Source organism: Candidatus Oscillochloris fontis (assembly GCF_004138135.1).
Lineage (GTDB): Bacteria > Chloroflexota > Chloroflexia > Chloroflexales > Chloroflexaceae > Oscillochloris > Oscillochloris fontis.
Window position 1 is genome coordinate 191,520 of sequence record NZ_RYFD01000002.1, and the last position, 22,989, is coordinate 214,508.

19 protein-coding genes and 2 tRNA genes are annotated in these 22,989 nt (G+C 58.6%); 12 read left to right on the top strand and 9 right to left on the bottom strand.

Translation table 11 applies throughout. From position 1 onward, the window contains the following. Positions 1-190 precede the first annotated feature (190 nt). Positions 191-1,024 carry an alpha/beta fold hydrolase gene (locus EKD03_RS01925; RefSeq protein WP_129626733.1) on the top strand — a complete coding sequence of 278 codons (834 nt, stop codon included), beginning with the start codon at positions 191-193 and terminating at the stop codon, positions 1,022-1,024. Positions 1,025-1,425: 401 nt separating this feature from the next. After that, positions 1,426-1,869, top strand: a complete 444-nt coding sequence (locus EKD03_RS01930) for a sulfocyanin-like copper-binding protein (RefSeq protein WP_129626735.1) — start codon at positions 1,426-1,428, stop codon at positions 1,867-1,869. A gap of 189 nt (positions 1,870-2,058) precedes the next feature. Here EKD03_RS01930 and EKD03_RS01935 read toward each other — a convergent pair whose 3' ends face one another. From EKD03_RS01935 to EKD03_RS01960, 6 genes are all read right to left on the bottom strand, one after another. Next, entirely contained in the window at positions 2,059-3,387 is a 1,329-nt protein-coding gene (locus EKD03_RS01935) for a M14 family metallopeptidase (protein WP_129626737.1), read from the bottom strand. A gap of 125 nt (positions 3,388-3,512) precedes the next feature. Beyond that, positions 3,513-4,433, bottom strand: coding sequence for a tellurite resistance TerB family protein (locus EKD03_RS01940; RefSeq protein WP_238613329.1), 921 nt, complete (start codon positions 4,431-4,433; stop codon positions 3,513-3,515). Between the two features lie 144 nt (positions 4,434-4,577). Further along, positions 4,578-6,272, bottom strand: coding sequence for an AMP-binding protein (locus EKD03_RS01945; protein ID WP_129626739.1), 1,695 nt, complete (start codon positions 6,270-6,272; stop codon positions 4,578-4,580). A 109-nt stretch (positions 6,273-6,381) separates the two neighbouring features. Continuing rightward, entirely contained in the window at positions 6,382-8,037 is a 1,656-nt protein-coding gene (locus EKD03_RS18595; protein ID WP_174842789.1) for a coiled-coil domain-containing protein, read from the bottom strand. 155 nt (positions 8,038-8,192) lie between these two features. Further along, entirely contained in the window at positions 8,193-9,182 is a 990-nt protein-coding gene (locus EKD03_RS01955; RefSeq protein WP_129626743.1) for a hypothetical protein, read from the bottom strand. Between the two features lie 13 nt (positions 9,183-9,195). Continuing rightward, entirely contained in the window at positions 9,196-10,119 is a 924-nt protein-coding gene (locus EKD03_RS01960) for a hypothetical protein (RefSeq protein WP_129626745.1), read from the bottom strand. Between the two features lie 140 nt (positions 10,120-10,259). Here EKD03_RS01960 and EKD03_RS01965 point away from each other — a divergent pair, with 140 nt between their 5' ends. Next, positions 10,260-10,448, top strand: coding sequence for a hypothetical protein (locus tag EKD03_RS01965; protein ID WP_129626747.1), 189 nt, complete (start codon positions 10,260-10,262; stop codon positions 10,446-10,448). A 73-nt stretch (positions 10,449-10,521) separates the two neighbouring features. On the opposite strand, the gene EKD03_RS01970 is transcribed toward EKD03_RS01965, so the two are convergent. After that, positions 10,522-11,334: an SDR family NAD(P)-dependent oxidoreductase gene (locus EKD03_RS01970; protein ID WP_238613330.1), complete on the bottom strand. Its 813-nt coding sequence runs from the start codon at positions 11,332-11,334 to the stop codon at positions 10,522-10,524. A gap of 326 nt (positions 11,335-11,660) precedes the next feature. Between EKD03_RS01970 and EKD03_RS01975 the strand changes: the two genes are divergently transcribed. The 9 genes from EKD03_RS01975 (at position 11,661) to EKD03_RS02010 (ending at position 20,613) form a co-directional block, all read left to right on the top strand. Beyond that, positions 11,661-11,737: transfer RNA gene (locus EKD03_RS01975), tRNA-Ile, on the top strand. A gap of 42 nt (positions 11,738-11,779) precedes the next feature. After that, positions 11,780-11,855, top strand: a tRNA-Ala gene (locus EKD03_RS01980). 179 nt (positions 11,856-12,034) lie between these two features. After that, the gene (locus EKD03_RS01985; protein WP_129626750.1) at positions 12,035-12,283 is read left to right on the top strand and encodes a FeoA family protein; all 249 of its coding nucleotides are present in this window, start codon (positions 12,035-12,037) and stop codon (positions 12,281-12,283) included. Then, the gene (locus EKD03_RS18600; RefSeq protein WP_174842790.1) at positions 12,280-13,098 is read left to right on the top strand and encodes a FeoB small GTPase domain-containing protein; all 819 of its coding nucleotides are present in this window, start codon (positions 12,280-12,282) and stop codon (positions 13,096-13,098) included. The genes EKD03_RS01985 and EKD03_RS18600 overlap by 4 nt, the downstream gene beginning before the upstream one ends. Positions 13,099-13,106: 8 nt before the next feature. Beyond that, entirely contained in the window at positions 13,107-14,513 is a 1,407-nt protein-coding gene (locus EKD03_RS18605) for a ferrous iron transporter B (protein ID WP_174842791.1), read from the top strand. A gap of 61 nt (positions 14,514-14,574) precedes the next feature. Beyond that, positions 14,575-15,099, top strand: coding sequence for an acyltransferase (locus tag EKD03_RS01995; protein ID WP_129626752.1), 525 nt, complete (start codon positions 14,575-14,577; stop codon positions 15,097-15,099). Positions 15,100-15,207: 108 nt separating this feature from the next. Beyond that, a complete protein-coding gene (locus EKD03_RS02000) occupies positions 15,208-15,825 on the top strand; it encodes a DUF1405 domain-containing protein (protein ID WP_129626754.1) in 618 nt (205 codons plus the stop codon). Between the two features lie 109 nt (positions 15,826-15,934). Beyond that, positions 15,935-18,484, top strand: a complete 2,550-nt coding sequence (locus tag EKD03_RS02005) for an alpha/beta fold hydrolase (protein ID WP_129626756.1) — start codon at positions 15,935-15,937, stop codon at positions 18,482-18,484. 20 nt (positions 18,485-18,504) lie between these two features. Beyond that, entirely contained in the window at positions 18,505-20,613 is a 2,109-nt protein-coding gene (locus tag EKD03_RS02010) for a hypothetical protein (RefSeq protein WP_129626758.1), read from the top strand. A gap of 160 nt (positions 20,614-20,773) precedes the next feature. Here EKD03_RS02010 and EKD03_RS02015 read toward each other — a convergent pair whose 3' ends face one another. Together EKD03_RS02015 and EKD03_RS02020 are read right to left on the bottom strand one after the other, a co-directional pair. After that, positions 20,774-21,370, bottom strand: a complete 597-nt coding sequence (locus tag EKD03_RS02015) for a Uma2 family endonuclease (RefSeq protein ID WP_129626760.1) — start codon at positions 21,368-21,370, stop codon at positions 20,774-20,776. After that, a complete protein-coding gene (locus EKD03_RS02020) occupies positions 21,367-22,986 on the bottom strand; it encodes an FAD-dependent oxidoreductase (RefSeq protein WP_129626762.1) in 1,620 nt (539 codons plus the stop codon). The genes EKD03_RS02015 and EKD03_RS02020 overlap by 4 nt, the downstream gene beginning before the upstream one ends. Between the last annotated feature and the right edge of the window lie 3 nt (positions 22,987-22,989).

Genomic DNA, 22,989 nt, shown 5'->3' on the forward strand with positions numbered 1-22,989 from the left:
ATCACCTCCGGTGGAGGATCGGGGGCGGCTTCGCCGCCAAACAACACCAAAAATTGGAATTTGGGGCTTCAGCCCCAAGAACTTTCCACAAGCCCTGGTTGTTGCATACGCGAGTGGGAAGCACTCGCATGCCTATGTTATACTAAAACGCCCGTATGCAATATATATACTAAACGTAGAGGCAATTCCAATGATGCACAGTCGCGAGATCAGCGTCCATGGATACCGGTTACACTATCTTGAAGCCGGAAGTGGCCCGACAGTGCTGTTACTCCACGGCTTTGGCCGTTTGGCTGAGGATTGGCGCCAAACAGGTGAGATGTTGGCGCGAGCAGGCTATCGCGCCCTGGCCTTCGATTGCCTGGGCTTTGGGCGTTCGGATAAGCCGGGGGATGCGCCCTATTCATTGGAGATGATCTCTGGATTATATATTGCGGCACTAAATGCGCTCGGTGTTGATCGTTTTACGCTTGTGGCCCACTCGATGGGCGGCAAATATGCGCTTGCAACCGCACTCATCTACCCGCAACGGGTGAACGGCTTGCTCTTGGTTGATCCCGACGGCTTTGGCGAACCCGCGCCGATGAACCGGGTCGGCAAGATCCCGCCGCTCTGCTGGTCAATCTTGTGGCTCTCTGGTCAACCACCCCTGGTGCGGGCGATGATGGGCGCGGCCTTCCATAATCCCACCGAGTTTGTCACCGAAGAGTTCATTAAGTTGTCCGGCGATGCCTTCCTGGGATGGGATAATCGGCGCGCCCTGACCGCGATTAGCCAACGCTATGACGCCACCGACCTCACCCTGACCGGGATGCGCGCTCGCCTGAAGGAGTTACGACTGCCCGTAGTTATCATCTGGGGCGAGGGCGACCAGATCTTCCCCCTCAGCCAAGCCCATATCGCAGCCGCCGAGATCCCCAATGCCCACCTCGTGATCTTCCCCCACTGCGGCCACTTCCCCCAGATCGAGAAGGCACGCCCCTTGCACGGGCTGTTGCTGGGATTTTTGGCGCACATGCCCTAGCCTACTCCCCACCGAAAGTAATAATCACCAATTTAATAGTTGTTTTGACCGAGAAACCACCAAAACAACTATTAAATTGGTAATTAACTCCAAAAACCATCCCTCCTCTAGCGCATATTTCTTGGAATATCGTTAGAAAAAGCACAAATTCAAGGTTTTTCAGTTAAGATATGACAACAATTCGTAAATATTGTACCAATATATATAAATTCGTGTATTATACACATATCCCAAACCTATGAGTGATTCATCGGTAGCATTTCCCGTCGAGTCTCCGAAGATCTCGCCTTCTGTGACTCATGTGTGTATGTCATTGAGCAGCGGTGAATCATATTCAAAAACATGTATAGCCATGCAACGCCCAGGGATGCGTTGAAACAACCTCATGTAGATGTCACACAATGAAGATGCTCAAACTACTCCTCTCGCTGTCGGTACTTAGTCTCCTTGCCCTGATGGTGACCGGATGTGGTGGGGGGCGTGTTAATGCCAAAGTTATCATTCCTGATAACGAAGTGCATGTGAAGCTTCATTCATTTGAACTTGTCGCCGATAAATTGACTATTCCTGCCGGTAGTGTCACCTTCAAAGCCATCAATACTGATGTTGTCACCCATGAGATGTTAGTCATTCCGGTTGCTGATGCCACAATGGAACTTCCCTACGACCGCACCATCGCACGCCTCTCCGAGGATGCGTTGGTCAGTTTAGGTGAAGTGCCCGAAATCGAAGCTCATACCAAGGGTGAAGTAACCCTCGACTTGACCCCCGGTACCTATATTCTGCTCTGCAATCTGGTCGGTCACTACCAGGCCGGGATGCACACCGTGCTTACGGTGGAGTAATCCTGAACGCAATACCACTTGTCATTCCGAGCGCAGCGAGGAATCCCGACCGAGACCCTTCGCTTCGCTCAGGGTGACCGCGTTACTTCTGCGCTACTGCTCCAGAACATTCTCGTGGGGGACACGATGCGGTGTTCCCCGAACCTATACCGCCACGCTGCAATGGAGGAGCGTGGCGGTTCTTTATGCTCAACGTGCCATCTGGGCCACCAGCGGTTGTTGGAGCGTGGCGAGATGCTGGTATCGCACGCCCAAGGGTTCAAGGCGCACGCCGCCATCCTCTGGGTAGTAGGCCATGACGGCGCGTTCAAAGTATTGCATTTCGCGCAACTGGCCATCAGCGGCACGGGCGGTAAATTCTTCTGAGAGCGGTAAACCAAAGACATCCAAGCCGCCACCGCGTTGCCAAAAATCGAGGAAGGCCAACTTGAGGCCGTGGCCGGTCTGTTCAAAGAAGAGCGGATTGCTGGCCGGATCGCCGGGGCCAAAGGCATCACCACCAGCAAAGGCCACGGATTGGGCCGCCTCCTGGCCGAGTGGAGCGGGCTGGACATAGTAGGAGGTGTCGGCGTAACTGGCACGTTGGACGAGTACCACCTTGGTGAAGGGCTGGAGCAGATCCTCACCCACGCTGTAGGCCGAGGTCAACGGCATACCGAAATGCTCACTCCCACCCATAGCCCGCCAGTAACGGTAGATCGCGGCGGGTACGGGGATACCGTCTATTTCGTTGTCGGCGGGGGGGGGCAAGAGCGCCTCGGCATTGGCCAAGACTGCCTGGAGGCCAGCGAGATTCTGGGGGAACTCGCTCTGATCACCAGTGATCAGTTCCGGGGTGATCGCGGCAATCCCCATACTGCCCGCCCAATCGGTCATGGAACCAGTGATGTTGTAGTTGGGCCAGTAGCGGCTATAAGTATAGTTCGCCGCCAGCGCGTAGGTCTCGGCCATGGCCAGCGAGGGCGCGTGTTCGCAGAAAGAGGGGAAGACCAGCCCGGCATTGGAGTGGATAAAGATCACCCCCGCCGCATCGAGGAGGAAGGCGCGGATAAGGCGGCTCTCAACCTGCGAGTCGGGGTAGGGGCCACCCGTATCGGAGACGATGCCACGCGCACCTTGAACGGTGATGCTCCAATCATTCTCGGCACATCCGTCCAGGTTGGTGTTCATGTTGCGGTTGAGGTCAACCCCAAGGCCATCGAAGCGCGTACCGAGGGCGAGGCCATCGGGGTTGAGCACGGGGATGAAGTAGAGCCGCACACTGGTCGGCACAGCCTGCGGGTTGGCGCGAAAATAGTCAATCAGTTCGAGCGTGAGGCGATAAGTATTGGCCTCCGGCGCACCATGGGTCGCCCCGACCACCACCAACTTGCGCGGGCCATCGCCCACCTGCACGACATCTATCGGGCGGCCCTGGGCCGAGTAGCCCAACGTGAACTCGCGGATGGGTGGCACGGCCTGTGCTGTGGGCGAGAAGAGTGTGGATAAAATCAAGGTAAAAATAAGCAAAAAATTCATGTATCTATTCCGGTAGGATTTTGAAAATGAATCAAACACCCTCGAAGATCTTTTTTTGTTATTTTTGGCGGCTACGCCGCCAAAAATAACAAAAACTGGGGTTTGGGGCGTAGCCCCAAGAACCTTTATTCCCCCCTGGCACGCCGCTTCGCGGCCACAAAGTGATCATGAGTAAGGTTGATACTCGCCGTAATACGACTAATCTCGTCGCTAAGTTCACGGCTCAGGTTACCATCAGCCATCGCAACCGCAAAGAGCGCATCAAGAAAACGGATGCGTTCATCCACCGGAGCGGTATCAGCAAACTCCTTGGTGAGTTGGTAGTAGTCGAGATCGGCCACCGACTCGGCGAGCGCCACCTCAGCCACGAGGGCGGCGCGTTCGTAACTGACGCCCCAACCCTGTTGGAGTGCCTCGACAATCCGGGTATGCTCGGCATCAGTAACGGTGTTGTCGAGTTGAGCTACCCGCGCCAGCAACCCACCAGCAAGCGCGAGGATATGGGCCTCATCGGCGGGGATGCCCAGATCTTCTTCGGGAGCTTTACCGATTCGTTGGCGTACTGCATAGTAGATCCGATTATGCAGAAATTCTTCTAGGTAAAGTTCACGGTTGGGGGCTTTGGAGCGGATCGATCCACGCAACAGGCGCCCAAGTTGGGCAAACATGCCCAGGTTCACATGTTCGAGTGCCGAGCGGATCTCTGCCGCAGCTTCACGTTCCTCACGAGTAATCACCCGATCCGCTCGCAACATCTGGTCGAGCGCGGCTAACACCAACGCCCGATCACCTGGGCCACGGAGGGCTGCACCCAGATCCTCCACTAGGCGCGCCCGCTCCTCACCGCCCACCGGCGAGTGCAGGTAGATCTCCAGTTCGGCCCATTCATTGACCGTCAGTGCCATCTCACCCGAACCTCCCGTCTGGCCAAGTTCGGCGAGGATATTCTTCAGGCTATTCACCTCATCGCGGGCCAGATGCCCATCGGCCCAGGCAGCAGCGATAATGACTTTGGCAAGCGCCATTGCAAGTGGATTTTTGGGCATCGGTGAGATCCTTTTGCATCACGGTTTTGACGCAAAGACGCCAAGGCGCAAAGTGTAGGCTAGACCCTTCATAAAATCTTTGCGTCCTTGCGGCTTTGCGTCAATATACGATTGCTATTTCCTCCAAGTGTAAACCGTTACCACTTAGGCCGTCTCTACATGTGCCGCCGCATCCAGGCCCAAATCGTGGATGCTCTGTTGGCGCATCAGGAACTTCTGGATCTTCCCGGTCACGGTCATGGGGAAGGCGTCAACAAACCTGATATAGCGCGGGATCTTGTAGTGGGCGATCTGGCCACGGCAGAAGTTGCGTAACTCTTCTGTATCGGCAGTTTCGCCCGGCTTCAGTTTGATCCAAGCCATGATCTCCTCGCCATACTTGATGTCGGGGACGCCGATCACCTGCACATCGCTCACCTTGGGGTGGCTGTAGAGGAACTCTTCAATCTCACGCGGGTAGACATTCTCACCACCACGGATGATCATATCCTTGATGCGCCCGACAATGTTGAGATAGCCCTCGTCATCCATCACCGCCAGATCACCCGTATGCATCCAACGCCCCGGATCAATCGCCCCACGGGTGGCCGACTCATTATCCCAGTAGCCGAGCATCACGCTATAGCCCCGCGTGCAGAGTTCGCCCGTCTCGCCTACCGGCACCATCCACCCGGTGAGCGGGTTGATGATCTTGACCTCGACGTGTGGGTGTACCTGACCCACCGTGCCCACCTGCTTCTCCAGCGGCGTACCGATACGGGTCTGCGTACTCACCGGGCTGGTCTCGGTCATTCCGTAACAGATCTCGACATCACGCATGTGCATCTGCGCTTGTACTCGTTTCATCACCTCAATCGGACATGGCGAACCAGCCATCACGCCGGTACGCAGGCTGTGCAGGTCGAAGTTGGCAAACTCAGGATGCTCCAACTCGGCAATGAACATCGTGGGTACCCCATAGAGCGCGGTGGCCCGTTCGGCCTGTACCGCCTCCAAAACGGCCAGAGCATCAAAGCCCTCGCTGGGGTAGATCATCGTTGCACCGTGGGTGATACAGCCCAGATTACCCATCACCATACCGAAGCAGTGGTAGAGCGGAACGGGGATGACCAAACGATCCTGATCGGTGAGATTCATCAGTTCGGCCACGAAGTAGCCATTGTTGATGATGTTGTGGTGGCTGAGGGTGGCTCCTTTGGGGTAGCCGGTGGTGCCGGAGGTGTACTGAATATTGATTGGATCATCAAACTGCTGCTCGGCTTGGCGCTGTACCAGTTCTTCATGATCAACCTTCTCCGCCTCGGCCAGCATGGTATCCCAGGTCATCATACCGGGGGCAGGCGTATCGCCCAAGAGGATCAAACCGCGCAAACGGGGCAAGCGCGGCGAGCGATCACCCTGAATCAGTTCGGGCACCAACCCGGTCATCATCTGGGCATAGTTGGAGGTCTTGAACTGCGGCGACATGATCAGCAGCGAACAGCCCGAATGGTGCAGGGCATACTCAACCTCGTGCAGGCGGTAGGCGGGGTTGATATTGACCAAGATGGCCCCGATTTTGCTGGTGGCAAATTGGGTGATCGCCCACTCGGTGCGGTTGGGTGCCCAGATACCGATACGATCTCCCTTGGCAATCCCATGCGCCATCAGCGCCCGTGCGCAACGGTCAACCTCAACCTTAAGTTGGGCGTAGGTGTAGCGTAGCCCTTGCTGACAAGCTACCAGTGCTTCATTATGGGGGTACTTCGCTACCGTCTGATCGAACATATCACCAATCGTCACCCCCAGCAGTGGTCTCTCGCTCGTCCCACTGACATAGCTCCATTGCAACGCGCCCATAGTATCAATGCTCCATCAATAGTAGGGGCGAAGCATCGCCCACCAAACCCAGTTCGTGTACCCAGGCTCCATGGAGGGCGATGCTTCGCCCTCCATGGGGTACCCTAGTTTACCACCCGCCGCCGCCGCCGCCGCCGCCGAAGGAACCGCCGCCGCCCCCGCCACCGAAGGAGCCGCCGCCCCCGCCGCCGCCACTCGACCAGCCACCACCACCACCACCACCGCCCGACCAACCGCCACTGCCGCCCCATCCACCATGGCGCCGCCCACTGTTGAGCACCTCGTTGAGGATCATGCCGCCGAGCACCGCAATCACTTCATCGCCACCACCACGACCACTACCGCCGCCCCCCTGACGGTTGGCGTACTCGCGCAGTTCGCGAGTCACATCGCGGGACTCGCCGTTGATCGCCTGGGCGATCTTGATGGTCTTGTTGATCTGATCTTCACCCCGAATCGGGAGGCGGATCTGATCAAAACTGCGCCGCGCACTCTGGAGGCGCTGACCGAGGCTGCGCCCATTGGAGATCTTTTTTCCGTAGGTCGCATAGAGTCCTTCGGCTTCCTGAAGGGCATTACGCGCCTTGGTCAGTTCGTCATTCAACTGGGTGCGCAGTTTCTCTAGGCGTTGCACATCAGCCTGAGTCGTCTCATAGATTGACGCAGTCTTTTCATTCAGGCTGCGGTAGGCCGCGAGGCTCTGGTTGAGGGCATTCTGACGCTGCTGCTCCTCCAATTGCTCGGCGCGCTGGCGTGTTGCATGGGCCTGCTCCAATAGCCCGCGCAGGTTGGCAATTGCTTGTGTCGTAGCCGGTTGCAGATCATCACGATGCAGATCAGCAAACTTGCTCAGCTTGGTTACTTCCGCCTCGGCAAGCTGGCACACGGTGTCCACCTGCTGGCGCAGCTTCGCCATCATCTCGGCCTCGCTCCGTGCGCCCACCAGCGCCGCATCGGCCAGTTGATCAGCCTCCTGAGCATCGCGCACCAAGATCAGCCAGTTAGGCTGCGGGTTGGCCGCTTCGGCCTGAGCGCGCACCAAGAGTTCCTGGGCACGCTGCAACTGCCCCTCTGGGTCTTTGCTGACATCAGCATCGTTACTACGCACAAACTCCCAGCCCACCCCAATGCTGCGCTCGGCCTCGGCGAGAATCGCACGTGCTGTTGAGCGTGCCTGCTCAAGATCGCGCAAACGGGTGGTGATCGCATCAATCAACTGCTGGACATAGGCCAGTTCCTCGCTGGCAGCATCAAGATCCTCTTTGGCCGCATAGAACTCCTGCACCTCCATGCTGTTGCGCTGTTGGGCACTCTGCCAATGCTCGTGGGCACGCGCCGCCGCCGCATCGGCCTCGCTGCCATTGCCACGAATGTCGCTCCAGGTACTCGGTGCAAACTCGTCCACCAGATCGAAGGCACGCCGCCCTTCGGCGATCAGATCAGCAGCGTGAATTCCAGCCGCCTCGATCACCGTGAGGCGTTCATTATTCTCGGTACGCAAGGTGGGCAACGCCGAACCGTGCGCAACCGCCTCATCAAGCATCGTCTGGGCTGCCTCCAACTTAATCGCCGCTGCCGACGGGCCACTCGTCTGAAGCACCCGCGCCGCCTCACTCAGTGCGGTACGCGCACCATCAATCGCCGCCTGTGAGGTCTCCATGCGGTAGCCCTCAACCGTCAGGCGTTCGGCATCATGACGAGCCTGGACAATCCCGGCACGGATGGCGCTATAGCGATCCAGCGTTGCCAGCAGAAGAAGAGCCATCTCCGACGCCACCTGAGCCAGAGCAATCGCGTTGCGGGCATCATAGCCTGCCAACACCTGCTCGGCCTGGACAACCTGCTGTTCGACCGGGGCGAGTGTTGCCGCATGGTCGGCAATCTCCTTCCCCAGCGCGAGCAGCCGGTCGGCGGCGTCGGTTAGGATTTTTTTACGCGCGCAATCTCCTCTGGGGCTTGGCGAGCCAGGGCATCCAGTTCGAGGCGCATCTGTTCAACCGCGCTGAGATCCTGCGCGACCGCCTCAGCCAAGGCACGCACCTGATCATAGGCGGCAGTCGTGGCATTGATCTGCGCCAGTTCGGGTTTGGCGTAGCGTTCGAGTTGTTCACCAATATCATCAAACTGGGTCTGCACTTGCGCAAAGCGCGCCTGCGCCGCCGCTTGGGCACGTTTGAGGCGCTCCACATCAGCGGGCGCATACGAAACGGCATCGTAGCGCGCCTTCTCATCGGCGTTGCGGAAGCGCTGCCCCATGCCGGTGATCAGAACCGCCACACCCTCGCGGGCCTCCTTGTGCTGACGCTCCGCCTCGGCACGGGTCTTGGCAGCGCGACGGCGATTGACCACCACCACACCGCCTGCCACCGCTGCGGCCAGCGTGAGGCCACCCGCCGCGAGTGGCACCGTATCCACATTGATGCTTCCGTTGGGCGATGGTGGGCTGACAATCGCCGCCTCAATCGCACCCAGAGCGGTCGTGAAGGCGCTCGTATAATCGCCACTCGACAGGCCAGGATTGAGCGACTGGGTGCGGATCAGGTCATAGTTCTTGGTATCCCCCACCGGAACATCAAGCGCCGCATTCCATCCATCGCCATATTGAATAGCACTAAAGCGTGAATCAAGGGCGACATAGATCGCGATCATCTTAGTACGGCGCAGCCCACCACTCACGAACCCATCGCGGGTGAGGCGCGTCTGAAAATCAGCCGCTCCACCCTCGTCAAGCAGATAGATCGCCACCTCGGCATCACGGCGCAGCAGCGGGGCTGCGGCACGCTCCAGCGCTGCCCGATCCAGGCGACTATCGGGATCGGTGATCACCAAGCGACTCTGAGCCAACACCGGTGTGGCCAGGAGTAGCAGCAGGAATGCTGCGGCCACCAAACGCAAAAGAACGCGAACCATACCTCCTCCATCTCTACCGTGGTGCCACCACGAGATCAATGGCACGTTGGGGCGCTAACACATCCACAGGCGCTGTAAAGTCATACATATGCAGCGTGAGTGTGAAATCAAAAGGCTGAGCAGGATCACCCGGCGTCGTTCCAGCAAAGGCGATCTCAACCTGATGCAAGTAGCCATCGGGGCAAACCCAGAGATTCGCACCGACACTATCAATATGCTCCGGATTGGTATCCACCGTCAGGCCACTCGCACCCAAACTACGCAACACCGCGAGCGCGGCGGGGCGATCACTGATAAAACGATGACAGGTCATGCCATCGAGTTGCATGGTATCAGCGGGGGCGAAACCGGAGGGATCAACCCCACTATTAGCCACCAGCGCCAGCAGTCCCGCCGGATAGAGCGGAGGTGACGCGAAGGCCACCCGCTGATCGGGCAGGCGGTACCACGTCGGCTGGAAGGCTCCGATGATCGGCAGCGGGCCATAGACATAGTGCTGTCCAGCCACCCGTCGGGCCTGCAAGCCACCCGCACTCGCATGTCCATAGATGGCCGTAATCACCCCAGTGAGCGTAAAGGCATAGTCATTCCCCGCAAAATCGGCCTGCATCCCGACCACTTCCATCGGCTCGTGGGGTTGGCCCAAGCCCACCGCCCCCACCGCGCCATAACCGAGCATCTGCACCATAGCGCGGTAATGCTGGGCCGCCGCCGATGCTGCCACCCCCGCCAGCAAGGCCGCCTGGGCCTCAGAATCGGGGCGAGCAGCCAACGTGGGCACGGGGGTAGCGGTAGGCACGAGCGTCGCCGTAGGCCGGGGCGTCGAGGTAGGCCGCAGCGTCGCCGTCGGCACCGATGTGGCGGTGGCAGGCGGCTGGCCGGGCGCACAGGCGACCAGTGCGAGTAATAGCAGGATACAACACGCAACACGATCCATACGGGCGATACCATCTTCAAAACATATGATGCAACACAGGATCATTGTAGCGCAAATCAACAGCCAGAGTACAAGTTGCACATCACGCTTCCCTGCGGTATCATAAGTCAAACACCAGATCAGCGAAAGGCAGGTAAGCCATGGATGGCTGGATCATGATTGGCATCGTCGTCTTCGTGATGATCGGGCAGGCGGTGCTATGGGGCTGGGTACTCATTGAGCACCAGCGCAAGATCCCCGATGTAAAGATCCTTAATTGGCAAGAGTTGGTTTCCGATGCCAAGCGGATGGCCGACGACTACTACAAGATGATGAGCCCGAAGCGTTAATGCGGTACGGCAGAAGAAGCGCAAGCCAGTGGCTTGCGCTTTTTTCATGTACCCATAGATTTGTAGGTTGGGGTCACATCTTGCGGCGCACAAAGGCCGACACCAAATTCCACACGACACGGCGGCGGGTCATAATCTCATAGACCTTGCCACTCACACCGTCAGTCTCGTGGGAGACCGCCCGCATGGCCAGATCGGCAGTCTCGGCGGTGCTTGAACCAAAAATACGCATAATACGCGGCAGATCTTTAGATGCTTCATGGCCCGCACCCACCAACGGAATCTGGTTAATCATATCGGTGGGCACCATCCCCGGCACCAGGATCGTGAACGAGACATACGGGTGGTCGCGGTAGTCACGGATGAAGGCATCAGTGAGGCGCACAATCGCCGCCTTGGAGGTACTATAGGCGCCCAAGAAGCGTTGCGCCTGCTTGGTACCACCACCCGAAACATTGATAATTTTCCCCTCACGGCGCTCAATCATATGGGGCAGGACGCTAATACAACCGTGGTAGGTACCCAGCACATTGACCTCGATCACCCGCCGCCACTCCTCCGGCGGCACATCGAGTATTGGCCCAAACGGGCCAGAGATACCCGCATTATTGACCCACATATCAATCTGACCAAAGACACTGATCGCCCGTTGGGCTAACGCCTGCACCTGCACCAGATCCGAGACATCACAGGTCATCCCCTCACACACAATCCCCTGCGCCCGCATCTCAAGCAACGCCTGATTTACCGCCTCAGGCTTAGAGGAAGAGATCACAACCCGTGCTCCAGCCTGCCCATACCGCTCGGCAATCGCCCGGCCAATCCCGCGTGTACTGCCGGTAATCACCGCCACCTTCCCCGCCAGAGAGATCTGCTGCTTCGCCATAAACGCATCTCCAGACAACCCGATACTCGCAGCGATTCTAGAGCAGGCAACGCACTGCGTCAAGGGTGGGAGGAAACGAGACAAGGGCATGGGCAACGTTCTTGGGTCTGCGCCCCAAGAACGTTGCCCATGCCCTTGTACTTAACGGTGTAACTGGTCACACTTGGGGTAAAGGAAGCTTCTGATTGACGCAAAGATTTTGTTGCAGGCTTTGCGCCTTGGCGTCTTTGCGTCAAAACCGGAATGCTAGGAGAACTGTGAACAGTTACTTAACGGATCACATTTGACAAGGCTAGGGGGCTATGCTATACTCCGCAGCGTTGTGAGGGCGTATAGCTCAGTTGGTTAGAGCGCGATCCTGATAAGATCGAGGTCGGTGGTTCGAGTCCACCTACGCCCACCAAAGAATGCAAAAGTCAGTTCGGCTTTTGCATTTTCTATTTCTGGGGCGATAGCTCAGTTGGGAGAGCGCCTGCTTTGCACGCAGGAGGTCAGGGGTTCGAACCCCCTTCGCTCCACCAGATTAGGACGCGGAATCCTCGTAAGGGGGTTCCGCGTTTTTGTGTTCGTAGGGGTTACAGTAGGGGTGATACGCTGCCCCATCCTGAAAATCCTCTTGACATTCAGCCTTACATCAATTATATTTGAGGTATACCTAAAATAAATTTCGCCTGATGCTAAACCGATGGAGACACGACCAATGCAACCAATCACCCTTGCCGACCTGCCCCGTGGGGCTAGTGCTCAGGTGCTGACGCTGCATGGGGTTGGCCCGGAGCGCCAGCGCATGATCGATCTGGGTATTCTGCCCGGTACGATCATAAGTGTGGAGGTGCGTAGCCCCTTGGGCGATCCGACCGCATATCGGGTGCGTGACACCGTCATTGCACTACGCCGCGAACAGGCCCAACGAATTGAAGTCCTTCTGGATACAGGAGAGGTACTATGACTGAGCAGACTCTTAGCCCCAATATAACTGCTGCGCCTTCGACTCATTGTGCCACTTGCTCCATCTATAACAATGCCCAACTCGTGAAGCTGGGTGTGGATGCCAGTGGTTATGACTATGTGGTCGCGCTGGCGGGTAACCCCAATACCGGCAAGAGTACCGTCTTTAATGCACTGACTGGGCTGCGCCAACATACCGGCAACTGGTCGGGGAAGACGGTTGCGCGAGCTGAGGGTGGTTTCCGCTTCCGTGATCAGCGCTATAAATTGCTCGATCTGCCTGGTACCTACTCGTTGCTCTCCACCAGTACCGATGAGGAGGTCGCACGCGATTTTTTGCTCTTTGGGCGGCCCGATGTGACGGTGGTGGTGCTTGATGCGACTCGCCTGGAGCGCAATCTGAATCTGGCGCTTCAGGTGTTGGCGATTACTGACCGGGTGGTGATTGCGGTTAATCTGATTGATGAGGCGCAGCGCCACGGGATGACGCTGGATGTGCGCAGCCTGACCCGCGATCTGGGGGTGCCGGTGGTGCCCATGGCAGCTCGACGCGGCCAGGGTATCCCCGAACTGCTCGCCGCCATCGCCGAGGTGGCTAGTGGTGCCTATCTGACCCGCCCGCGCCGGCTGCCGCTGCGCGATCCCTCTGTCGAGCAAGCTGTCTCGGCACTGGTGCCGCAGATTGAAGCCGCCTTCCCTGGACTGCCCAATGTGCGCTGGGTGGCGCTGCGCCTGATTGATGGTGATGCGAGTATCACCCAGGCGGTGCGCGATGGGACACTGGGGGCGCTGGCTCCAACTATGGCGCTGGCGTAGGAATAGCCATGAATACTGAACATCTCCTTGCTGAAGCCGCCAAACATCGCGATGCGGTGGGTGGCTCGCTGCATGATCGCGTCACCGAGGCGATCTATACCGATGCGGCCCAGATTGCCGACCGCGCCGTCACCCGCGATGGCGAACGCCCCGCCTTTGTGCTGGATCGCGCTATTGACCAGGTGGTGACGAGTCGGATCTGGGGCTTCCCGATTATGGCGCTGATGCTTACCGGGGTCTTTTGGCTGACGATTGCCGGGGCGAATGTGCCTTCGGCGTTGTTAGGTGAATTACTCACGGTGCATGTCTATGGGTGGCTGCATGCCGCTGCGCAGGCGCTGCATGCCCCGGCATGGCTCGCGGGCCTGCTGATTGATGGAGTCTATCTGGCAACAGCCTGGGTGGTGAGTGTGATGTTGCCGCCCATGGCGATCTTCTTCCCGCTCTTTACGCTGCTGGAAGATCTCGGCTATTTGCCGCGTGTGGCCTTCAATCTGGATCGGTTGTTTATGGTGGCAGGGGCGCATGGCAAGCAGTCGCTCTCGATGATGATGGGTTGGGGCTGTAATGCCGCCGGGGTGGTGGCGACGCGCATCATTGATAGTCCGCGTGAGCGGCTGATTGCGATCATTACCAATAACTTCAGTATCTGTAATGGGCGCTGGCCCACCCTGATCCTGATGGGGACGCTCTTTATCGGCGCGACCGCAGCCCCCGGATTGACCAGCCTCGTTGCGGCGGCGAGTGTGGTGACGGTGACGATCATTGGGGTCTTTACGACCCTGATTGTCTCGGCAATTCTTTCGCGCACGGTCTTGAAGGGCGAGGCATCCACGTTTAGCCTGGAACTGCCGCCCTATCGCCCGCCGCGCATCTGGCAGACCATCTACACCTCGTTGATTGACCGTACCATGATTGTGCTCTGGCGCGCTGTGGTGATGGCTGCGCCCGCTGGGGCGGTGATCTGGCTGATCAGCAATATCAACCTGGGCGATCTGAGTATTGCGGCGCATCTGGTCAATCTGCTGGAACCAGTCGGCTGGTTACTGGGGCTGAACGGGGTGATCCTACTGGCCTACATCGTGGCGATTCCGGCCAACGAACTGATCATCCCTACCATCCTCATGCTCACCCTGACCCTGGGGCGCTCGCAGTTGGCCCAAGCCGGGGTGATGTTGGAGCTAGAAGAGGCGCAGTTAACCACCGTCTTGGCCGGGTTGGGTGGATGGACGACCCTCACCGCCATCAATCTGATGCTCTTCAGCCTGCTACATAACCCGTGTAGCACCACCATCCTGACGATCTGGAACGAGACCAAGAGTTTGAAGTGGACGGCCTTGGCGACCCTCTTGCCGTTGGGCTTGGGGATCGTAGTGACGATGGGGGTGGCGGCAGTAGTGCGGCTGATGGGGTGAGGAGGATGGATGGTGTACAATAGCCTCCAGATGACCACGATCTTGGAGGATTGTTGACCGCATGAACTCCATCTCTCCCAATGGCCTGGGCAGCAGTGCAGAGCGCAAGGCGCGCCTGCATATTGCTCCTTCCCCAGGGCCACACAATGCGCTCTGGTACTATGCGCACTACACCGGCGGGTATGTGCGGGTTGCCCGTAATGCCGCGCTGATCCAATTGGCGCGCTACATCCCCTTCCTGCCGCTCAAGCATCCGCTCTACCGCGCACTGGGTATGCGCGTTGGGGCGCATAGTAGTGTTGCACTTATGGTCATGCTCGACATCTTCTTCCCCCAAGACATTACGCTGGGGGAGAATTGTGTAATCGGGTACAATACGACGATCCTGTGCCACGAGGTAACCCGCACTGAGTGGCGGCGTGGCCCGGTGGTGATCGGGCGGGATGTGACCATCGGTGCGAATTGTACGATCCTGCCGGGGGTGATCATCGGCGATGGGGCGACGGTCTCGACGATGAGCCTCGTGAATCGGGATGTACCACCAGGGGCGTTGGTGGGTGGGGTGCCGATTCGTCGGATTCGCTAGTTGCATCTTGACGCAAAGGCGCAAAGGCGCAAAGGCGCAAAGGTTTTATAATATTCTTTGCGTCTTCGCGCCTTTGCGTCAATGTCTTTGTTTTGTGTAGGTATGGCTATGTTGCGTCTGATTGACTGGATCTATGCTCTGATCACCAAGAACCGCTACCTGTTCTGGTTCTGTATGTTAGTGAATGTGGTGGGTGTGGTATGGGGCGGGGTGGTCTGGTATGGCCCGATGATGCTCGAATCGCCGCTGTGGGCGTGGCCCTTCATCCCCGATTGCCCGGAGGCGGCGCTCTGGGCGACGCTGGCGTTCATCTGGCTGCGCTTTGGCCGCGCTCCGGGCTGGTTTACTGCCTTCGCCGCCTTTAGTTCGATCAAGTATGGCCTCTGGACACTCTTCTTTTGGGGGAAGCATTGGAGTGTGGCGGGCTTCGCTGATCCCGAAGTGCTGATGGAGATGATGCTCTTTGTCTCTCACATCGGCCTGACGTGTGAAGGCATCCTGCTTGCCCGTCAGATGACGCCGATCCCCCTGCTCCAACGCCTAGGTGTAGTGGCATGGTTCCTGGCCTCCGTCGCAATAGACTACGGGTTAGGCTACTTTCCACCCCTTACCTATGCGGTTCCTCAAGCCTACGCCTTTACGATTGCCACTAGTTTGACCGGGTTACTCGGATTCGCGTTGTTCCTTTTACCCCAACGCATCAATGATCGAGTATCATCTTTGTAGGGGCGAAGCATCGCCCCCAATGTGGCATGGGGATACGATCTAGGTTGGCGGGCGATGCTTCGCCCCTACTTGTGATAATTCGGCCAACCATACAACCGGGGGACTACGCATGGATACGCCGCTCAACCCGTCCAATCCGAGCACTGAACACCCCGCCGCAGCGATGCAGACTATTCGCCATGAGTTGCGCACGCCAGTGAACCATATCATTGGTTTTAGTGAGATGTTGTTGGAAGAAGCGAGCGATTTGGACGTAGAGCAAGATTATGCCCCGCTCAAACAGGCGATCACCGCCGGGCGGCAAATCCTTGCCGCAGTGACAGAGATGCTCTCCAAGGATGATGTGATTATGTGCGAAGCCGATTTTATCGCTTTGCACCAACGGATTGCACCCTCACTCCTCACCATCTCCGCGATCTGTACCCGACTCATCAGTGTTGCCCAGCATGCAGGACAGACCCAGTTTGCGCATGATCTGGCCAAGATTATGGGGGCGGTGAGCCAACTCGATCAGATCTCGTCGGGCGGCCTCCCGGCGAGTGACTCTTCGGGCTTTACCCCCTCACTATCTGATGATGTGCAGGCTCAAGGGGCGGATCTGCGTGGCCACCTACTGCTGGTTGATGATAATGATATGAACCGCGAGATGCTTTCGCGGCGCCTGGAGCGCATGGGCTACGAAGTGACCCAGGTTGATGATGGCTATCCGGCGCTTGATGCCCTACATTCAACCAGTTTTGATCTGGTGTTGCTCGATATTATGATGCCGGGCTTGGATGGCTATGCGGTACTGCGAGCCATGCGCAAGGATACCGACATGCGCCATGTGCCGGTGATTGTGCTCTCGGCACTCGACGATATGGCCAGTGTAGTGCAGGCGATAGAGCTAGGTGCCGATGACTACCTGCCCAAGCCAGCCGATCAGGTCTTGTTGAAGGCGCGGATTGGCGCATGCCTCTTTAAGCGCCAGGTCTACCAGCGCGAGGTGGAGTATCTGCGCCGTATTCAGCGCGAGAAACAGCGCGCCGATGAACTGCTGCATGTGGTCATTCCGATTGGTGTCGCGCTCTCAACCGAGAAAGACTTTAATCACCTCTTGGAACGGATCGTCACCGAGGCGCAGAAACTCTGCAATGCCGATGGTGCAACCCTCTATCTGCGCACCGAGGATGAGAAGCTGCGCTTTATGATCGTGCGGACTCGTTCGCTCAATATTGCGATGGGTGGGGTGAGTGGCAAGGATATTCCCTACCCGCCGCTGCGCTTATACGATGAGCATTCGGGCCAAGCCCAACGCAATTATGTGGTGGTCGAAACAACCCTGAGTGGTGAGCCGATCCAGATCCCCGATGCGTATGGGGCGGTTGATTTTGATCTCTCTGGGACGCACGATTTTGATCGTCGCACCGGCTATCGCTCGATTTCGATGTTGAGTATGCCGCTCAAGGATGGTTCCGGCTATGTGATTGGCGTCCTGCAACTGATCAATGCCCAGGATGAGCATGGTGTGGTGATCGCCTTTGATGAGATTGCGGTTCAGATGGTGCAATCGCTGGGTCGTCTGGCGGCAGCGGCGCTGACTGCCTATACCCGCGAACAACAACTGCGCCAGGAGATCAACGAACTGCGCATCGAGATCGATCAGGTGAAGAAGCAGCGTGAAGTTGAACAGATTACCCAATCGAGCTACTTCGGCCAACTGCAATCACGGGCGCAGCAACTTCGCGGCGGCGCAGATGTGGGCGAAGGTGGCGCGGCACGGCGCGGTGATAAGGGCGATAAGGGCCAAGAGTTGCAGAAGCGCGTCTACACCGTGGCAGGTCAGGAGATCCATGTGCGTGAGCAGGGGCCACCCGGACGCCAAACTATCATCCTGATTCATGGCTGGTCGAGTAGTTGGTATGCGCTCTCGCCGCTGCTGCCGGTGTTGAGTGAGCGTAACCGTTGTGTGGTGGTGGATCTCCCCGGCTACGGCGATTCGCCACCGCTGCGCCAGCGCGCCACGATCATCGCCTATGTCGATCTGCTGGCCCAACTGATCAAACAGATCAGCCCCAACCAGCAGGTCATCCTGATTGGCCACTCGATGGGCGGGATGATCAGCGTGACGATGGCACTCCGCCACACCCCACTGATCGAGCGCATGGTGCTGATCTGCCCAACTATCAGCGGGAAACTCTCGTTCTGGATCAATGTCTTCATCTCGCCGATCACGATGCTCGAACGCTTCCCATTGGCCAACCGGGTGGTTTCGATGCTCGAACCCTATATGTTGCGTGCCACCGACCGCCTGATGCGCCCGGCATCCTTTGCGGATCGCACCATGATCAGCGAACAGGACTACATCCGCCTGCGTGCCGATGCACGTCGCGCTGGGCAGGGGCGAGTACGCGCCGAATGCTTCTGGGCAATGCGCGCCAATGATCTGAGCGAGAAGCTTAGTCTTGTCACCACGCCCTCCCTGGTGATCTGGGGCATGGAGGATAACACCGTCCCCCTGCGCGATGCGAGTCTGGTAGATGATCTCCTCGGTGGTGCTGAGTTGCAGGTGCTCCCCCGCGCTGGCCACTGGCCACAGTTTGAGTCGCCGGAACGTACCCGCCGTCTGATCCGTTCTTTCTTGGGTAAACCGCTTAAGTTGCTACGGGTGCAACTGTAGCTTCTCGCACGGAGTCTCGCATGCGTCATGTACGCGCACTACTGGCTATTCTGGCCCTCTATGCCGGATTGGCGATCTTCCTCACCTGGCCAGCGGCGCTCTATCTCACTACGGCTGTCCCTGGCAATGGCTACGATAGTTGGCAGAATATGTGGAATATGTGGTGGCTGCGAACTGCGCTCAAGGCGTGGGTCAACCCCTACTTTACCCCCATGCTCTACCATCCCCAGGGCACGACGCTGCTACTACAAACCCTCAATCCGATCAACTTCCTCACCAGTCTGCCGGTACATTTCTTTTTTGGCCTGACCGCTGCCTACAACTTTGCGATTCTGCTCAATCTGACCCTGAGTGGCTTTATCAGCTACCTGCTGGCCCAGGATGTGACCGAGGAGCGACGGGCGGCGATCATTGGTGGGGTGGTCTTTGCCAGTAGTGGCTACCTGCTCTCGCAGGTGGTGGGCGGGCATACCCACATGACCGCAGCATGGCCACTGCCCTTGGCTGTCCTGTTGCTACGCCTGGCCTATCGCCGTCCGTCGTGGTGGATGATTGGCCTCGCTGGGGCCGCACTGGCGCTCAATCTACTCTCGGACTGGCAGTACTACCTCTTCGCGCTGATCTGGGCGGCCTGGTACTGCCTCTGGTTGCTGATCATGCCGGGGCAGATCGCGGCTGGCCTGTGGCCACGTATGCGCCCCGCCTTGCCCGTAGTGGGTGCGGTGCTGGTGGCGCTGCTGCTCACCTCGCCCCTGATTGTCGCTACCGCTCAGGCAGCCAAGGTGACTCCCACCGCCTCCACCGAGGGCGGCCCCGATTTCCGCCGTGAACAATCGGTGGATCTGGCCGATCTGGTCATCCCCAGCCAACTCCACCCGCTCTGGGGCGTGTTGGCCGAGCAGGCCCAAGCCTACAAGTCTGACACCCACATCCAAAATAAGACCGCCTACTTGGGGCTTGTGGCCTGTGGGTTGGCCGTTTTTGGCCTGCGCAGGCGCGAAAGCCGCTTCTGGGTGATCAGTGTAATTCTGTTTATCATGCTGGCGATGGGGCCGGTCTTTCAGGTGGCCGGTTGGCAGAGTGGCATCCCGATGCCAAGTAGTATCCTCTTCGAGCTACCGCTGGTGAATATCTTCCGCTACCCGATGCGCTTTATGGCACTGGCGATGTTGGCACTGGCGATGTTGGCGGCATATGGAGCGCAGCACCTGTTGGCAAAGCGCAGCCAATGGGCCACTGGCCTCATCGTTCTGCTGCTGATCCTCGACAACCTCACCCTGCCCTTCCCGATGATCGGCATCTATATCCCCACGATCTACCAGGAACTGGCGACTGAACCCGACGATGCCGCGATCCTCGAAGCACCCTTCTACTACACCACCAGCCCCTTCTACATGCTGTATCAAATCGTGCATGAAAAGCCGCTGGTAGGCGGTTATACGTCGCGGCGCATGCCCTATACCATCATGGATGAATTGCCAATCATCCGCATCCTAGCCTATGCACGACCCGCACCGGACATTGTAGATCAGGATATGACCACTATCGCCCCTAGTGTCTTCAGTTACTTCAACATTCGCTATCTCATGCTCCATTCGGCAGGCGGTGCTCTACGTCTGCCAGAGATGCAGATGATTGCCAGTGCGGCGGCGTGTGGTGCCGAACCGCGACAAGAGGTTGCTGAGGTACAGACATCAGATGCTAGTCGTGCGAGTGGCCTGCGCCGCAGTTTCGTGCTAGGTGACCAGCCCCCGGCGGGTGCGGTGCTGACCTACCGCGTGGCCACTCCCGCCGACCCGCAGCCCTTTGTGGGCATTGGGGCGGGGTGGAGTGCGCCGGAGACGCACGGTGATCAGACGGTGCGCTGGATCGCGCAGGATCGGGCGATCCTGGTGATCTATAGCGCCAAGCCGCGTCGCGTCGCGTTGCAGATTGATCTGGAGGCCGAACAGACGGGGAGCCTCCGCCTGCTGTTGGGGGAAGAAACCATGCTCCACCAGAATCTCACGGCTGGCCCGCAGCCGATTCGGGTCGTCCTGGATCTCCCGGCGGGACGCAACGAGGTGGTGGTGGAGGTGGAGGATGCCGGGCGGGTGCGGGTGAGCCGGGTGGGGATGATGCAGCAGTAGGGGCGCAGGACGCATAGGTGTTCGCCTATCAACCGTAGAGGACACAGAGGTACGCAGAGGGATGGGTTTTGCGCTACCTCTGGTTCTTCCTCTGCGTTCCTTTGCGTCCTCTGCGGTCAACAACCAGGGCGCAATACGACGCTTAACCACAGGATCGCCCCTACTCGTCAAGCGTCAGATCATCAGATCTCAGATCCACCTTCTCGTAGCTATCCGCAAGCGTGAGGCGACAACCAAGCGAATCAATCTGGATGCTGCCATGTAATCCACTGGCTTCCTCTAACAGCCATTGGCCGTTTGGTTGCCGTACATAGTGCTCAATCCACGGTCGATCCTGGGCAATGAGGATGTAGTCGTGCAGTGACTCTATCGCCCGGTAGTGCCGAAACTTGATCCCACGGTCATAGCGTTCGGTTGAGGGCGACAAGATCTCGACAATAACGCTAGGATTCGTCAGCGTATCACGCTTCTCGTCAACAAATTCGGGTTGCCCACAGACTACCACCACGTCAGGATAGGTGTGTAGCCCGGTTGCGAGGACTTTGACGCGCATATCACTGGGGTAGACGCGGCACGGTTTGTGGCGCAGTTGGCCATGCAAGGTGGCGATGATGTTGCTGGCGATCAGGTTATGCGCCTCTTTGGCTCCCGTCATGGCATAGATCTGGCCAGCATAATACTCGTGTTTTATCGGGCTGTGCCGTTCTTGCTCCAGGTAGGCCGCTTCACTGATATATGCGCGTGGTTCAGCGCTCATGCCTCTTTTTCCTCCTTCTCCCCCACCCGACTCATCGCATACTCGGCTAACGCCGTGATCGTCAGGCTGGGGTTAACACCGGGGTTGGCCGGGACAATCGCGCCGTCCACCACGTAGAGGCCGGGGTAACCATGCACCTGGCAGTCCAGATCAACCACCCCCTCGGCGCGGCTCAGCCCAAACGGGCAGCCGCCCAAAATGTGCGCGGTCATGGGAATATTGAAGAGCGACTCGTTCACACTTGCCGATGGGATACCGCCAATCTTCTCGGCAAAGCGCTGGGTGACATGATGCCCAATCGGGATGTGGCTGGGAATGGGGTTCTCCGGGTCGGGTTCAGTGACCATCCCGCGCCGCCAGAGGGTCAAGGGGGTGCGCTTCACCCGCATCTGGATCTGGTTATCTTCGGTCTGCATCACCAGCATAATGGTGGTACGCTTGGCCCAACCGGGCACCACATGGGTGCGCAGGAAGTCGAGCGGGTGCTGGAAGATTCGCGTCAGCGATTGGCGCAGGCGGCTAGTGAGGCTGTTCGATTCGATCAACGGGCCACTCAGGAAGCGGATCAGATCCGAGCCTGCCGGGTAGCGCACCGGCTCCACCGTCGTCACCGGGTCGGCGTAGAAGATCGAGGTGATCGCCACGCCCTCGGAGTAGTCGGTTTTGCGCGAGCGGCTCACCACCCCCAGCAGCGATTCGCTGTTGGTACGCACAATATCGCCCAGGCGCGGCGAGATGTTGGGGAGGGAACGGGTAATGTCACGACAGCGGAAGAGCAGCCGCAGTGTACCCACCGTCCCCCCCGACACGATCACATTGCGCGCCCGCACGCGCTGAAGCGGTTCGGGCCGCCACGCGGTGGGGCGGCGATAGAGCACCTCGTAGCGCGCCGCATCGGCTTGGCCGGGAGGCAGTGGGCGGATGTCGCGCACCTCGGCATCGGGGCGTACCTCGGCCCCCAAGTGTTCGGCAAAGTAGAGATAGTTCTTGGGCAAGGTGTTCTTCGCATTGTAGCGGCAGCCCACCATACAACCCCCACAGTGGCGGCAACCCGCCCGTGCCGGGCCAGACCCATCAAAGTAGGGGTCGCGCACGGTAACGCCCGGTTCGCCAAAAAAGACCCCCGTCTCAGTTGGGTGGGCGGTGGCCTCCTGGCCCAACTCGGCGGCAATCTCGCGCAACACCTGATCGGCGGGCCACTGACGCGGATTGGTCGCAACCCCCAGCATACGCTTGGCGGTTGCGTAGTGGGGTGCCAGCAGCGCCTTCCAATCGGCGAGGTGGTGCCACGCGGGCGCCGCAAACATCTCGTCGGTGGGCACCATCAGCACATTGGCATAGCCGAGGCTGCCGCCGCCCACGCCACAGCCACGCAGCACCACCACATTGCGAAACGGAATGATCTGCAAGATGCCAAAGCAGCGCGCTTGGGGCAACCAGAGATAGCGCCAGATATTCCAATTGGTGCGCGGGTACTGGTCGTCATGGAAGCGCTGACCGCGCTCCAACACCAGCACGCGGTAGCCCTTCTCACTCAGCCGCATCGCCGAAACACTGCCACCAAACCCCGATCCGATAATCACATAATCGTAGGTCTCAGAGGGGAGCGTATTCATAGA